General features: G+C 48.8%; 15 protein-coding genes. 7 read left to right on the top strand and 8 right to left on the bottom strand.

Annotated features, from left to right (window positions below; all coding sequences use genetic code 11):
• Positions 1-67 precede the first annotated feature (67 nt).
• Complete coding sequence (locus BM299_RS00085) at positions 68-1,594, bottom strand: class I adenylate-forming enzyme family protein (protein ID WP_092481429.1); 1,527 nt, start codon at positions 1,592-1,594, stop codon at positions 68-70.
• A 517-nt stretch (positions 1,595-2,111) separates the two neighbouring features.
• Between BM299_RS00085 and BM299_RS00080 the strand changes: the two genes are divergently transcribed.
• Positions 2,112-2,567, top strand: coding sequence for a hypothetical protein (locus tag BM299_RS00080; protein WP_131820587.1), 456 nt, complete (start codon positions 2,112-2,114; stop codon positions 2,565-2,567).
• A 399-nt stretch (positions 2,568-2,966) separates the two neighbouring features.
• On the opposite strand, the gene BM299_RS00075 is transcribed toward BM299_RS00080, so the two are convergent.
• The 3 genes from BM299_RS00075 to BM299_RS00065 form a co-directional block, all read right to left on the bottom strand.
• The gene (locus tag BM299_RS00075; protein WP_092481427.1) at positions 2,967-3,677 is read right to left on the bottom strand and encodes a hypothetical protein; all 711 of its coding nucleotides are present in this window, start codon (positions 3,675-3,677) and stop codon (positions 2,967-2,969) included.
• Positions 3,678-3,681: 4 nt separating this feature from the next.
• Positions 3,682-4,965 (bottom strand): sulfite exporter TauE/SafE family protein, encoded by a 1,284-nt coding sequence (locus tag BM299_RS00070; protein WP_092481426.1) that lies wholly within the window; start codon positions 4,963-4,965, stop codon positions 3,682-3,684.
• 618 nt (positions 4,966-5,583) lie between these two features.
• Positions 5,584-6,024, bottom strand: a complete 441-nt coding sequence (locus BM299_RS00065) for a hypothetical protein (RefSeq protein WP_092481425.1) — start codon at positions 6,022-6,024, stop codon at positions 5,584-5,586.
• 615 nt (positions 6,025-6,639) lie between these two features.
• Between BM299_RS00065 and BM299_RS00055 the strand changes: the two genes are divergently transcribed.
• The 5 genes from BM299_RS00055 (at position 6,640) to BM299_RS00035 (ending at position 10,185) form a co-directional block, all read left to right on the top strand.
• Positions 6,640-7,155, top strand: a complete 516-nt coding sequence (locus tag BM299_RS00055) for a CBS domain-containing protein (RefSeq protein WP_092481423.1) — start codon at positions 6,640-6,642, stop codon at positions 7,153-7,155.
• 256 nt (positions 7,156-7,411) lie between these two features.
• Positions 7,412-7,624: a hypothetical protein gene (locus BM299_RS00050; RefSeq protein ID WP_245779573.1), complete on the top strand. Its 213-nt coding sequence runs from the start codon at positions 7,412-7,414 to the stop codon at positions 7,622-7,624.
• A gap of 18 nt (positions 7,625-7,642) precedes the next feature.
• Positions 7,643-8,017 (top strand): response regulator, encoded by a 375-nt coding sequence (locus tag BM299_RS00045; RefSeq protein WP_092481421.1) that lies wholly within the window; start codon positions 7,643-7,645, stop codon positions 8,015-8,017.
• A gap of 180 nt (positions 8,018-8,197) precedes the next feature.
• Complete coding sequence (locus BM299_RS00040) at positions 8,198-8,389, top strand: hypothetical protein (protein ID WP_092481420.1); 192 nt, start codon at positions 8,198-8,200, stop codon at positions 8,387-8,389.
• Positions 8,390-8,574: 185 nt separating this feature from the next.
• A complete protein-coding gene (locus tag BM299_RS00035) occupies positions 8,575-10,185 on the top strand; it encodes an SLC13 family permease (protein WP_092481419.1) in 1,611 nt (536 codons plus the stop codon).
• A gap of 85 nt (positions 10,186-10,270) precedes the next feature.
• Here BM299_RS00035 and BM299_RS00030 read toward each other — a convergent pair whose 3' ends face one another.
• From BM299_RS00030 to BM299_RS20300, 4 genes are all read right to left on the bottom strand, one after another.
• The gene (locus BM299_RS00030; RefSeq protein ID WP_092481418.1) at positions 10,271-10,885 is read right to left on the bottom strand and encodes a CBS domain-containing protein; all 615 of its coding nucleotides are present in this window, start codon (positions 10,883-10,885) and stop codon (positions 10,271-10,273) included.
• Positions 10,886-11,386: 501 nt separating this feature from the next.
• Complete coding sequence (locus BM299_RS00020) at positions 11,387-12,889, bottom strand: ATP-binding protein (RefSeq protein WP_092481416.1); 1,503 nt, start codon at positions 12,887-12,889, stop codon at positions 11,387-11,389.
• Between the two features lie 22 nt (positions 12,890-12,911).
• A complete protein-coding gene (locus BM299_RS00015) occupies positions 12,912-13,697 on the bottom strand; it encodes a PH domain-containing protein (protein ID WP_092481415.1) in 786 nt (261 codons plus the stop codon).
• 178 nt (positions 13,698-13,875) lie between these two features.
• Positions 13,876-14,040: a hypothetical protein gene (locus BM299_RS20300; RefSeq protein WP_165608104.1), complete on the bottom strand. Its 165-nt coding sequence runs from the start codon at positions 14,038-14,040 to the stop codon at positions 13,876-13,878.
• Positions 14,041-14,161: 121 nt separating this feature from the next.
• Here BM299_RS20300 and BM299_RS00005 point away from each other — a divergent pair, with 121 nt between their 5' ends.
• The gene (locus BM299_RS00005; RefSeq protein ID WP_092481413.1) at positions 14,162-14,521 is read left to right on the top strand and encodes a Na-translocating system protein MpsC family protein; all 360 of its coding nucleotides are present in this window, start codon (positions 14,162-14,164) and stop codon (positions 14,519-14,521) included.
• The last annotated feature ends 199 nt before the right edge of the window (positions 14,522-14,720 follow it).

Here is a 14,720-nt window from a genome sequence, read left to right as displayed (position 1 = left end):
AAAAGCGAAAAAAGAGCCAGTCCCCTTTTTTGCCTGTCCCTTTTTTGTTTTATCGCCTTTTTACAAACTACTTACCGTTGTTGAGCCAGTTTTGCAGTTCCTTGCGCATCAACTTACCGGACGATGTCTTCGGCAGGTTGTCTACAAAACGGTAATAGCGGGGTATTTTATACTTGGCCAGTTTACCCCGGCAGAATTCTTTCAACTCATCTTCTTCAAGCTGCCGGCCCTCCCGGGGCATGATAAAAGCAAGTATTTCCTCGCCCATCAAAGCGTCCGGCACGCCGACAACGGCCACTTCGAATACGCCGGGGTGCTCGTAAAGCACTTCCTCAACTTCCTTCGGGTTGATGTTGACGCCGCCCCGGATGATCAGATCCTTTTTGCGGTCTACGATGTACAGATAGCCCTCCTGGTCCATGTATGCCAGATCGCCCGTATGGAACCAGCCGTTGCGCAATACCCAGCGGGTTTCCTCTTCCCGGTTGAAATAGCCCTTCATGATGTTGGGCCCCCGGACAACGATTTCCCCCACCTGGCCCGGCGGGACTTCCCGGTCCTCGTAATCAAATATTTTAACCTCCACACCGGGTATGGGTTTACCTATGGATCCCTTTTTACCGGATTCGCTGATGAAATTGATGCTGACCACCGGCGAAGTTTCCGACAGCCCGTATCCTTCCGTTAAATGCAGTTTCATTTTAGCGTAAAAAGCTTCATACAGGTCCGCCGGCGTACTGGCGGCGCCGGTGAGGGCAATACGCAATGAGGCGGTATTGTATTGGTCCAAATCCGGGAAGTTGAGAATATATTTGTACATGGTGGGCGTACCGAAAAAGAAAGTGATTCTTTCTTCATCAATAATTTTTAAAAGTTCCGCCGCGCCTTTCCAGCCTTCTTGGATTACCAAAGTGGCCCCGGCTACAATGGCGTTGTTCATCACGCAGGTTTGGCCGCCGGCATGGTAGGCGGGCGCCGTCAACAGGGCGCGGTCGGCGGGACCCATGCGGCACAATTGGGAGAAGGTGAGCGCATTGCTGTACAGATTGTAATTGGTCAGCATGGCTCCCTTGGGTTTGCCGGATGTACCGGCGGTATATAAAATCTCTGCTATGTCCTCGCGGCTGTACCTTATTTCCGGAAAAGCATCCGTACCCTTGCTGCTCACTTGCTCCAGGGTGTAGAAAGTATCTCTTTCAGTACTGCAGCTATTTACAACGATACCCCGGGGAATTTTCACCGATTCGTTAATCATGGAAAAGGTTCCCTGTAATTGGGGGCATGTAATGACTGCTGCCGGTAAACAATCCTTTACGATAACACCCAGTTCATTAATTGTATATTGTGGGCTGACCGGTACGACCACGCCCTTCATTCTAATAATGGCATAATATGCAATAACCATTTCGGGGCAGTTGCCCAGGGCTGTCAGCACCCGGTCGCCGGGTTTGACGCCCAATTGTTGCAGGCCGCTGGCCAGCTGGCTGACCCGGGTATCCAACTGGGCGTAAGTTATTCTTTGATTATCGAAAACTATAGCCTCCTGACCGGGTGAAACCCTGGCAATTTCGGCAAGTCTCATCGGCAAGTTCATATGAGAAACCTCCTTGTTATCCCGGGGTGGTTTATTTTAACAAGACTGGCAAAGCGTCTGGGTTTACTGAAAAACCTAATCGTTGCAGAAATTTTATAATATTTTCGGTTTTCAGGTTGTGTTAATATGATTCTCCCTTGGCTGTTTAAAATCCTTCTTAACAGCTTGTTTCAATGTTGAAAAGGTATGACGTTGTAATGGCCGGGGAGGGATTTTAAAGAACAAAATATCAGTGACAAATATATGAGTTATAACACAAAAATTATAGCAATAGCGGGCATTAAATGTATTTTTAACTTGCTATAACCGTGGTGACAAGGTAAAATACAGGTAAGAAGAAATATATTTAAAAACATTCTGAAAATATAATGTTTGGGATTTTGGGGTTTTGCCGGATGGTGAAACCTTCGACATGCATATGACCCCTTAAGGGAAAAATTAGTGCTTTTGGGCGGTTCAGCGGCGCAATTTAACTGCAGGTAAATTATGATATATATATAACAGGTGGTGGGTGATTATGCGGAGAGCGAATATGTCGAGCGTCTCCCATGCAGGCAATAAATATCTGGACTGGATTCCCGGCATTTCTCTGCAGCATCTGATAAAATCCCTGGAGGGGTTTTTCAGAAGACCGGAGATTACCAAAAGAGCGCGCATCTGGCATGGCAATTTCAGTTACCCGCTGATACCCGATACGGCCATAAAAAGTTTTCATTATATGAGTCCCGCCACATCGATTGATGCCGGGGACTGCTACGTATGTATTTTTGATGATGAGCAATACCGGGGGAACTACCAGGTTATCGGGCCGGGGGAAAAGGCGCAGGTGAGCCAATGCGCTTCCGTGGTAATCAGCGACCGTAAAATACCCGTGGAATCGGTCAGGCGCAACGGGCAACCCCCCGGAGGTTTCTGGGAGCTTGACGGGCCCATGTACGTAATGCAATTTTCCCGCGCCTACAGGTACGTTTAAAGTGTGTGTTCGAAAAGGAGCACGTAGGTACCAGGGCAGCACTTGAGCAAAGTTTGCCAAGTCGGGGTAGTCGGCTTTGGTGCCAGGTGTTGAAAGTTGAAAATCGAAGATTTTTCAACTTTCAACACCTGGCACCTATCAAGGCAGCGGAGGCTTTGAGGAACGGAGCGACTGGCGACGTGGATCTCGCGCGGACTTTTCGAATAACCTCTTAAAGCATAAAGGAAAAAAGGGGACAGGCTGCTTTTTTCGTTTTTTGAAAAAAGATGCCTGTCCCCTTTTTGGCTTTTTTATTGTTGAGGAAAGCATACGCAAAAAGGGGACTGGTAACGATGCGTTTTAGAAATCGTTACCAATCCCCTTATTTTGCCAGGAAAAGTAGCCTGTCCCCTTTTTTGTTTATGCTTCGGCTTTCTTGGCGGCCTTGGTGGTGGCGATGCCCAACCCGTCGAACATGAAATAGAAGGCGAACCCGTACCATAGTGTGTATACCAGGTAGAAGGACATGAGCAGGAATAACATTACTTTGTTGTCCGCCACCTGTTTGGCTTCGATACCGTAATAGTTGTAAGCCGGTTCCACGGCCTTTTTGACCAGGCTCTGCACGGCGGACTGTTCCTTGAAGAGCTTTTGCTTCTCAAAGGCTTTATCCATGCCTTTCAGGGAAGTGTACCAGGCATAGGTCGCTTCCCGGCCTTCCATGCCGTACTTGCCGCTGAGTACATCGCCGTTGTTGTCGTACATGGCCTTGCAGTCCGCCAGAATAGCGGTGAAGATTTGGCCCATGTCACCCTTGATATTGACGTCTGTGCCGGAAACATTGACAGTTGCGCCGGCGGCGGTATACAAGTTGTTCCATTTTTCCGCTTCAACGCCGTCGGAGGCGGCCAGGTTAACTTCAATGGCGGTGCCGGTCAATTTATCGGCTTTTTGCTGTTCACTTTGCATGAAGTTGGCGGACCCTTTGGACAGGGAGTTGAACATATCATCCGCAAATTCCAGGCCGTTTCTGCCATTCCCGTATATGGGCGACATCATCACGGCAAATATTGCGATGAAGGACAGCATCAAAAACAATCCCAGAGCAAAGGTTTTCTTATTGGTTATCATCGGATCATTCCCCCTTCCCGCCAGGGGCTGCAGCCACGGCTTCAGCCCGCAGTTTGGGAATACTGCGCACAAAGGTGGACAATATCCAGAGGGCGAAAACGCCCACCAGGGCAAAGAAAATGACGACGCCTACCTGGGAAATAAGTTTTGTTGTGGCCGGGGTCATGCTGATGTAGCCCATCTGTCTTAATTTATCCGGCAGGTCGAACAGTCTGTTCACAAAGCCGGCCAGGATGGCCAGAGCGTAGAAACCTCTGATATAAATACCCGGCACGACCTTGGTGGTCAGGGCGCCGATCTGGATGCCCAGCAGGGAACCCACCAGCATGCCCATGGCCAGGGTGTAGAAAACGTAACCGTAAATGGCGTACTGGGTGATGGAGCCATAACCGGCGGTAAAGATGATTTGCAGAATGTCGGTGCCCACAGTGGTGAACGAGGATACGCCCAGCCCGTAAACGAACATCGGGAAGGTTAAAAAGCCTCCGCCCACACCCATGATGGCGGCCACGAAGCCGACGATGCCGCCGCAAAAAGCTACAAATATACCGGAGATTTTTCTGCCGCCGGGGGTCAGTTCCTCGTCAAACTTAATCATCGGAGGAATATTGACGCTCTGCAGTTTCCGTGCCAACGGGGTAAGCCCGCTGGACCCGCCGTGTGCATCCCCGGCATTTTGGGGAGTTTTTCTGGACCGCATAAAGTCGCTCATAGCGTAGAAGCCCAGGAATCCCAGCATGAACACGTACACCAGGCTGATGATGAAACCGCTGAGCACCGGGTTATAGTTGAAAATGGCCCGGTTCAATATGCCGCCGCCGGTAACGCCCAGGAAAGAACCGCCCAGGAAGGCGATGGCCAGACCTACGTGCACGTTGCCCAGTTTTTTGTGCACCGTTGTGCCCATGATCGCCTTGGCGAAAATATGGAACATATCGGTACCGACGGCCATTATGCCTTTAACGCCCAGGCTCATCAGCGCCGGGGTAATGATGAAGCCCCCGCCGGCGCCGATACATCCCGTGATCAGACCGGCGCAAAGCCCCACCAGGATGGAGCCGTAAAATGTGGTCGGCGAAAAGAACGATGGACCGAAAGACGATTTGCCGCCGATGAAACCGGGCAGGGTGGACCCGGCATGGGCAATGGCAGGTATTAAAACGGGTAAAAACATGATCAACAGGATCAAGAGTTTTTTTCTGTTTCCGATAATCACCCGGGAGGTTTCGATCTCCCATTGGGCGTGGGCCCTTGCCGCCTGCATAAGGCCCGCGTACAGGTTTCTCATGGGTTAACCCCCTTTTACAGGTTTAATTTTTTTTTCATGCCGCTTGATGCCGTTTTTTTTTCTACCGGAAGTTGTTGTCCGGTTGCCTGCGGGGTAAGGGCCTCCCCGCGGCAATGACAAAATTCCTTATAACATATAAGTGCAAACTGTTGAATTAAGCCTGTTGAGATGGTGAAATATTTCACTATTTCGGTGACAAATTTTCCTTGGGCCGGTAATCACCCCCCTTGTCGATAAAATACTTTATATTAAAAATGCCCTTATTTTACCTCCTTTTTAATTTAATCAACTTCCAGGTTAACCGATTAGGTTGACCGATGCGCCGGTTTCCTTGCCGGACCGGCAAAGATGAGCGGGTTGGTCGCGCCGGTTTTACAACCGGGTGGATGGCGCAACCGTACCTTTGCATAAAGATTATGATTGTGTCACTACATTTGTCAATACCCTTTGATAAAAATTTCACAAGTTCTTTTTTCAAGGGCCGGTTAGCAGGCTATTTAATTTTTTGTAGTAAGGAAAGGGGATACACCTCCTTCGTATGAATGTCCCCAAGTGGCTGATCGGTGAGCGGAAGGTAGCACCATTCGGTTTTTTTGTATACTAAATTGTTTTTGCACCCTACACATATCTGTAGCCGGCAGCAAAATGCCACTGGTACATAGGACCGGAGAGTTCCCAGAACCGGTCCGGGAGCCTGGCGTTTTTCCTGGCCATGTTAACGGAGAACTTTTGCATACCCACTATTACGGAGCCGCAAGCACCGACATCCGCCCTTTCCCCGGGACCGATGATGAAATAACCGCCCTGGTAAAGGGGCTTTTCAAAAATACAAACGTAGCAATCCCCGGCATCCACCGACGTAACCCGCCGCATGTTCATGAAATCGTTGATTGCTGTATCCGGTATTAAATCATAGGCATAATCTCCATGAAAAATTTTAGCCGTCCTGGAGATGGTTTTGGTTCTGGCAAAACCGGTCAGGGATTTTAACAGGCGTCTCAAAAAACCCTTTACCGCAAAGCTGCCGCAATGGTCACCTGTTTGTGAAATTGCTGACATGGCAGTCCCTCCTTCATAAAATTTTAAAAAAAAAGCATGAGCAATATGGCTCATGCTTGATGGTGGAAAGTACGCAGGCATTAAATGAAAACAAAATACCCCTTGATCCTGCTGATCATGTTGTTTTACCCGCTTTAATACCTGCCATTGCCCATACCGGATCCACCCTACCCGGATTTGCATGAGCGACAAGTTCATCCCGGCGCTGTCAGTTATTTTAAAATGAAACAGGCCGGTGAACATTACCTGTTAATGTTCACCGGCCTATCGTTGTTCGATTCGGCTGATGGGATATCCCGACTTCGTTAAATTTTTCTCAATTATAACAAGGAGTTCATCCCGTGTCAATATAAAAATTAAATTAAATAATGTATAAAAATTTAACCAATATTGAGTTGCATAATAATATTTGCCGGTCGTTAATATTTTGTCACTACAAGTACTTGGTTTGTGAAATTATAGCCAAATCAGGTGGTTTGCTGGACTGTCAAATATGTCTGTTAAAGGTGTTTTTGTTTACAACTAAAGCCACTTTATTTTATATTTAAGTTAAATAAAACATAATGCAACGTTTAGCTAAAAGTTGGCTTACATTATGACGGGAGGTGATCTTTGATGTGCGCAAAACGGGTTATGGACATTATGCTTCCGGCGGGTTACCCGATCATCCGTGAAAATTTGCCCTTGCGTGATGCCTGGGAAAAAATGTGCAAATTCGTTTTCACTATTGAAGAACACCCGGACTATAACCAGGGTTACCTGATGGTTTATAACGATGATGACGCCCTGGTGGGCATGGTTACCATGCGGGAAATGTTGAAAACTTTCAACCAGCGTTACCTGGCGGCGGTTCGCAGGGTTCCCGGCTATTATGAGGGGAACCTGAACGCCAATTGCATAGAGCAATACCGGCGCTCGGTGCGGGAAATAATGTGCGCTGATGAAGAAATAATGCTGAAAAGCTGGGATTCACTGGTGGTTGCCCTGCGTATCATGCTTAAACACCGCCTGGAAGCCCTGCCGGTAATCAACATCTATCACAAGGTGATCGGTATCGTGCGGATAGCGGATGTGTACGAGGAACTGGGGTTAAATGCCCGGCACCGGTTGTATTGGCTTAAAATGGCCTAAGAAAAACAAAGCCATAATTATGGGGGCCTTTTTTGGAGGTCTTTTTTTTGCTTTGTTAATAAAAAACCAGTTTAAAAAATAAAAAATTCACAGGTGCAACAGGATCCTTGTATCGCAGCATTCAAGCAATATCAGGCTGCACGTCCCGGCAATGACAAATCAAAATGAATATAAAATTAAGTATTGACGGTTTTAAAATACAGTGGTATTGTGAGATAAATCACAAACCGCACGGGTAGATATGGGGGAAAAGGATGTGGTGCCTTTGCCTTTAAGCAACAGGGAAAAACAATTGATAAAATTTATTAGGGAACTGGGCTGGGGTGAGGTCAAGGTGCGGGTGGAGAACGGAAAACCGGTTTTAATTTACGAAGCCATACGCACTTTCAAACTGGAAGAGCACCCCGTCTCCGGCATAAAATCCAACAAAAGGTCCAAGAGACAGTACGCAGGAGTTCATGAGTGTTGACTTTTGGGGAGGGTAGATATGGCAAGCATATTAATCATTGATGACGATGAGGGTATGTGCTGGGCCCTGGAAAAGTCCTTACAAAGCGGCGGGTACCGAATTTTGACCGCCACCAGCGGCCGGGAGGGCCTGGCATTGTTTACAGATAATCTTGATGATGTCAAATTGATCCTTTTGGATGTTAGTTTAAATGACATGAACGGACTGGATATCCTGAAGCAGGTGATGCAAAAAAGCGCAAGCATACCGGTATTGATCATGACGGGGTACAGTTCCATGTCCGTAGCCCTCGAGGCGATCAACCGGGGAGCCGCGGGATATCTAACCAAGCCTTTTGATATGGCCGGTTTAAGGGAAAAAGTAAGCGTCCTGCTAACGGAAAACCAAGTATAGCCTCAGGATATATACAACGATATAGGTGTCGGACATTTAAAAATGTGGTGCCGAATCGAACAACGATAGGCTGACGTTTCTCCGAAAAAAACCGGGGGTGTGTCAGCCTTTGTTTTATAGATATATTGTGAAAAATAGCACATTATCTGATTTGCAATATATGACGAAGGGGGAAAATCAATGCCTTCGGGTGCTGACTCCGGTTCATTAACCAATCGTGAAAAACAATTGATTCGTTTTATGCGCCGCATGGCCCGGGGGGAGTTGACAATTCGGGTGGAAAACGGCCAGCCGGTGCTCATATATGAAACCGTAAATACCTTGAAACTGGAAGAAAAAACCGCTTTGCCGGAAGGGAATGCCGTAGAATAAAAGCTTTCAAATATTATCCCCCGGAAGGGGAGATAGAAATTACTAACGAAAAAGGGGGTGGTTAAAATGACCCGGTGAAGTTATAACAGCACATTGCGGTTTTGAAAAATATCGGATTTTGACAGCCTGATCATGGACTTATCTTGAAGATTAATAAGTTAGGTTTATAAAAGGAGGTTGAAACAATGGCTGATGTGAGTACTATCGGCGTTGAGCAATCGGCACCGGTCGGTTCCTGGGCCTGGTGGGCGGGCGTGCCGGGGAACAGGCCGTTGATCATGCTGCTTCTGGCGCTCTTTTTCATTACCATGGTTATCATTCCCCCGCCGCAGAGCATGGTGAACCTGATGACCGAGGAAAAACCGTTGGGAGCCAGCCTGGAGAGCGGTACCACAACCTACGTGGATTCATATAACAAGCTGATGAAGTCGGAGCTTACCCCGGTGGAGGTGGCCCAAAAGGCCAAGGTGACCGTGGCGCTTTTGTTCACGGTGGCGCTGCTGTGGGGTACCGAGGCCATACCCCTGGGGGCGACGGACTTTCTGGTGGCGGTGATCCTGTACTTATTCTCGCTTTTGCCCATAAATAAAATCTCTCAGGCATATTTCAAGGATGCGGTATTCTTCATCGGCGGGGTGCTGTGTGTGGCCGCCGGGGTATCCCTCACCGGTCTGGACCGGCGTATCGGTTACCTGCTGCTGGGGAAAATTAAAGGGGCCAAGGGCTTTTGCTTCCTCTTTTTTCCCTTGCTGGCAGTAGTGGCCGGGTTCTTTTCGGAACACGCGCTGGTGGCGCTGCTCTGCCCCATTCTGCTGCTGGTGTATGTCAACGGGTGCAAAAAAGCGGGCGTTAAAGCCGACCCGGCCCTGGCAGCACTGCTCTTTCTGGGCATCTGCTTCGCGGCCAACGTGGGCGGTTCCGGGTCCCCGGCGGTGGGTGGCCGGAGCGCCATCATGGTTGGTTATTTCAGCGGCTACGGGGTGCCCATCAGTTTCGGACAGTGGATGATGTACGGCCTGCCCGTGGTGCCGGTGCTGGCGATTGCCATGGGGGCTTACATGTACTTCACCGCGGGGCGCCGGACCCAGGCCAATGTTGAAATTGCCAAGGTGATGAAGGAAAACGTGGAAAATATCGGCCCCCTCAAGGGCAAGGAACTGCGCATGGCCGTCCTGTTCGCCGCCCTGGTGGTGCTGTGGGTGGGCTTCAGCGACAGGTTCGGCCTGGGCGGAACCACTATAATTATCGTGGTCGCCATGCTACTGTCCCGGGTGGTGACCTGGCAGGACCTGCAGCGGCGGGTGGCCATGGACGTGGTGCTGCTGTACGCCGCAGCCTGCGCCATGGGCGTGGCCCTGAAATCCACCGGCGGTGCCCTCTGGCTGGCCCGGGAGTTTCTGGGTATCCTGCCTGAATCCTGGAGTCACGGCAGCTTGATCCTGCTGGCGGTCAGTTTGTTCACCGTGATAATTACCAACTTCATGTCGGACGGCGCCACGGTGGGCGCAATAGGCCCGGTGGTGCTGCCCATGGCCAAGATCGGCGGTATCCACCTCTGGAAGGTGGGCCTGGCCTGCTCCTTCAGCTCCTCTTACGCCCACGCCATGATTGTCGGCACCGTGAACAACGCCATCGCCTACGGGATGGCCCGGGACCCGGAGACCGGGGAGCACCTGCTTTCGGTGTTCGATTTTATCAAGTACGGCATACCGGCCATTATCATCTCCATACTGATCCTCTGGGGAGTTGCCTGCTTCGGTTACTGGAACTTCCTACCCTGGCCGGGCGTGAAATAAGGTTGGTAAAAACAGCGCAGCGGCCGGGCTTGCCGGCCCGGCCGCCGTTAAAAGGGTTTTTTTCTCTCCCCATACCTTCTCCCTATTATTGAGTCCCCTGCGGGGCTTCTTTTTTTTCTATAATTTCATCGTAATTTGCGTAGTAATCATCAAATAAACCATAGCGTAAATAGTCGTAGTTCATAAACGCCGTTTTACAATAGCCCGAGCCCAGGCCGTGGTGATGGAATACGTCGCCCGCCGCGACAGTGCCGACAACTTGCCGGTAGATGTTTAAAACGGGCAGGCTGCCCAGGTTGTTCCTGAGCATGATGAACAGGGCTTTGGTGATAGTTTCCGTGCTTTTCAGGGCTATGTTTTCAACGGGTAACATAATATCGCTTACTTTAAGGCGGGGCAGCAGGCAGGCGGTGGCGGGATCGCTCTCATTCTCCAGAAAACCCCCGGGAACCCTGGAAGCCAATTCGTAGACCCGCGCATCCACATGTTTGGTGATTAACGCGCCGTTTACCAGCCCCACCAGCCGGTTTTCTTTATTAACCACCAACAGCAGTCGTTCGCCGTTGTCATATTCAAAACGCCTGTTTCGGTAATGGCTTCCCATTATATGCCAGGCCTGCCGGATGGTTTGTTCCGGTGTTACGGTCGGATAGTCCGCGGGTGGGCGCATGATATCCATAATTCTCAAACATCTTTGCATAATTCTCCACCCCCCTTCAAAAAAAAAATAATAGAAAATTATGAATATTTGGATCTCAAAAATGACAAATATTTATCCTATCAATAACATGTTAAAGGGTTTTTGTCAACTTCCGTTTATAGAGGTTGTTCGAAAAGTCAGCGCGAGACACACGTTTGATAGGTGCCAGGTGTTGAAAGTTGAAAAATCTTCGATTTTCATCTTTCAACACCTGGCACCAAAGCTAACTACCCCGACTTGGCAAACTTTGCTCAAATGCTGTACTAGCATGTACATGCTACTTTTCGAACACACACTTAGCAAAAAAGGGGACAGGCACTTTTTTCAGGTAAAAGGGGACTGGCTCCGTAAAAGGGGGACAGGCACTTTTTTCAAAAAGCGAAAAAAGAGCCAGTCCCCTTTTACGGAGCCCCAGTCCCCTTTTTGGCCTTTCATTTTAAATAGGAGGCTATAAGCATAATAACACCAAACAGCGCTATGGCCACCACGATTTTTCTCACTTTACTCAACAGCCATCACATCCCTTTCATAAAGTGGCAGGCTTACGATGAATTCACTCCCGCTTCCCTTTACGCTTTTTACCTCGATGGAACCGCCGTGAATCTGGACGATGCGCTTGCAAATCGCCAGACCCAATCCGTTGCCCCCGGCTTTTTTGGTGTAAAAGGGCTCAAAAATATTGGGTAAATCTTCCGGCGGAATGCCTTCTCCGGTATCGCGGACCGAGACCGCGACCTGCTCGCCGGCGGCATGGGATTCAATGGTTAAAACGCCGTTTTGCCGCATCGCCTCCAGGGCATTGATTATCAGGTTGGTGAATACCTGTTTCAGTTTTTCCGCGTTCCCCTGGATAACCAGCGGTTTATGCCCGGCAGACGGGTAATTAAGTTTAATGCCGGTCTTCGATATTAACGGTTCGTTGGCGGTGAGTACGGATTTAATCAATTCATTTATATCCATTTTTTCAATGGTGCCGGGGTCCGGGCGGCCGAAATCAAGCAATTCGTTAATTAACTTACTGTGACGTTCCACCTGCCGGTCAATTTGTTGAATATACTCGTCAAGCCGGGGCAGGTCTTGAAAATTGAGGGCCATCGCCTGGGCGGCGGCTTGAATAACACTTACCGGCGCGCGCAATTCGTGGGCGATTTCGGTAATGGTGCGCCCCATGGCGATCAAGTTTTCCGAGCGCCTGTACTGGTCGATGAGCTGCTCCTTTTCAATGAGCCCCCGGGCCATCTTGTTGATGGCGGAGGTGATCTGACCCATTTCCCCGGGCATTTGCGGTAACGCATAGTTTAAATTCTGCTCCAGCTTAACCGTTCCGTCTTTGATGATGTTTATTCTTCTGACCAGGCCGAAAATGGTGGCCAGCGAGGCGGCAATTCCGAGACCGAACACGCCCAGTATGACATAGCGAATCACCAGGCGCATGCGGGAACTCCGGGCGAAGATGGGGTGCATCATTTCTTCGGCCCAGATCACTGCGATAGTTCGGGAGTTTATTTGCAGCGGCACCAGGCGCTCCAAAAACTGGTCGTCGTAAGTCTTACCCAGCCTGCTGATGGCGTTGCCGCTGGCCAGCACCGCATTGATGCCCGCTTTTGTTTCATTATATATGCGCCGTTCACGTTCTTTTTTTTCTTCGGGCAGGCGGGTGCCGAATTCATGTAAATAGCCCAGGATGGTTATGTCGCCGGAGTCTTTGTCATACAAGCAAATCCTTACCCCGGGGTAATGTTTGATCAAGGGGTCGGTGACCGCCGTAAAAACTTCTTCCAGGGGCTGGCTGTTGCCGGGATAAGATTTTAATTCCCGCCGGACCTGGTCATGCACCAGATTGGCGATGCGGGTTAATTTTTTATCCGTGGCATGAATGAGCACATCGTCGGTTTTGGCGGCAAAAAAAATATCGTAAAACATGGCGGCCGCCGGCAGCAGCAGCGCCAAAAATACAATAACCAATAACTGCGTTTTTAAACTCTGCCTGCGGAAAAAAGGCATTGCCAAGGCCCCTTTTCAGGTGTTAAGTGTTTTTAACACCGGCGGTGTTATAGACCCGGGTGAGGATAATATGCGGATAAGGGCTGTAAATGTTCAAGATCAGTGCCCGGTCTTGAAAGTTTAAACGGAAGTTGCCGCTGATAAATTCAGCCAACCGGCCGGCGTTGTTTTCATCAAGGTCCTGCATGTTAACGTTTACGCGTACCGCGTTGGTTTCTTCGTACATTTTAATGTCGGTAACGATGCCGGTTTCATTTTCCCGGCTGTTCCAGTATTCTTTAATTTTGGCCGACCATTCCCGGTAGGCCGCCTGTCGCTGGGCTTCGGTAAGCGCCGGCCGGTCCGGTTCCTGGTTAAAGTAGCCCCGGTTCTGTATTTTTTCCGTTATAAAGGGCATGGTTAACAGGAAAATAAAGAGCAGGGTGACGGTGGACCACTTGTTGCTGGCCAGCCGCCGGTTAATGGGAATTTGTTCGATCCTGAACTTCCCACCGCACCGGTCGTTGATGATGTTCTGGATTTCATTGATATGCGACTGGGTGATGCTGACGCCGATCGGCCCGGCGGTGGTTTTCAACAACAGGGTGCAGGACGTGTGGTCCGGATTTTCCACCTGCCAGCCCCGGATATCCAGGTAGTCCAGCTCGTGAAAAATTGTACCCCGCCCAAAAAAATTATCCGAAGTGATCAGCAGCCGTTTGTCGGTCAGGACCAACCGGCAGTTTTCCTGTTCCGCCATGCTGGCGGAAACGGTTTTCCGCACCCGTTCGCCCGTATGTAAAAAGTTTTTCACAAAAGCAGGAACCATCCGGAACTTACCTCCCCCAAAAAAAAAGGTGAAAGTTATATCTATCACAATTTATTAAAAATAATATATCACAGAGCCGGGGAAATCACAATTGGTGCGGCAATAAAAGTAAAAAAACACAAAAAAATTGTGGTAAGATGTAGGGAACAATAGTAATTAACCGTTACAGCTCATTAACTTATGATAAAATTTCCGTAACACTGATCTTACGGGAGGGGTTTACAGCAATGTTCATCGAACAGGGGCCGATCAGGCCGCCCAGCGAAGCCGGCAGCCTGCTTATCCGGGTGACCCGCAACTGTCCCTGGAACAGGTGCGTTTGTGGGAGGCGCGATACCAGCAAAAGAAGGGTCCAGTGTGCCTTGTTGCTTTCAAATTTAACTCCCTTGCATTTTGGGGTTTATTAATATATACTTATTATAATGGTTGAAAGGGGCCATGGACTAAGCAATCAGGAGTTGCTTATGAAAAATTTTTCTAAAGGTCAAATAGAAGATCAGTTGTCAAAAAAATTTATGCAGTTTGAGCGCGAGTTTCTTGGCAGGGGACCAATTAATGTTAAAACTGATATTATACGCGATATGGTATTGGTTAGGCTTGAAGGGGTGCTGACCAAGGCTGAAGTTGAACTTGCCAAGGATCTGGACGGCATACTTATGGTAAAGTCAATGCGTTCAAAGTTGTTGGAAAACGGGAAGCAATATCTTACAAAGATAATATCCGAAGTAACTGGTTGTGATATTGTTAGTATGCATACTGACATTAGCACAAAGAGTGGCGAGAGGGTAATATTAATTAAAATGGATAAGGTTTTGTTTGGTTGATTCTTAAAAAGGCATGTTTGATGTCAGTTTGGAATATACCAACTCTTCATTAAAATGTTGAAGGGTTGGTTTTTTTATTTGCGCAATTGATTGAACCTAAATTTTTTTCATAAGAGGAAATAATTAATAATTCAACTTTCGCACTAGAAAAATGCCCTCAAACCCTTGGTAAATCTGAAATCTAACAACAAAAACACCC

Source organism: Desulfoscipio geothermicus DSM 3669, from assembly GCF_900115975.1.
GTDB classification, from domain to species: domain Bacteria; phylum Bacillota; class Desulfotomaculia; order Desulfotomaculales; family Desulfallaceae; genus Desulfoscipio; species Desulfoscipio geothermicus.
The sequence above is the reverse complement of the archived record's forward strand: the minus strand, read 5'-3'. Positions and strand labels throughout refer to the sequence as shown.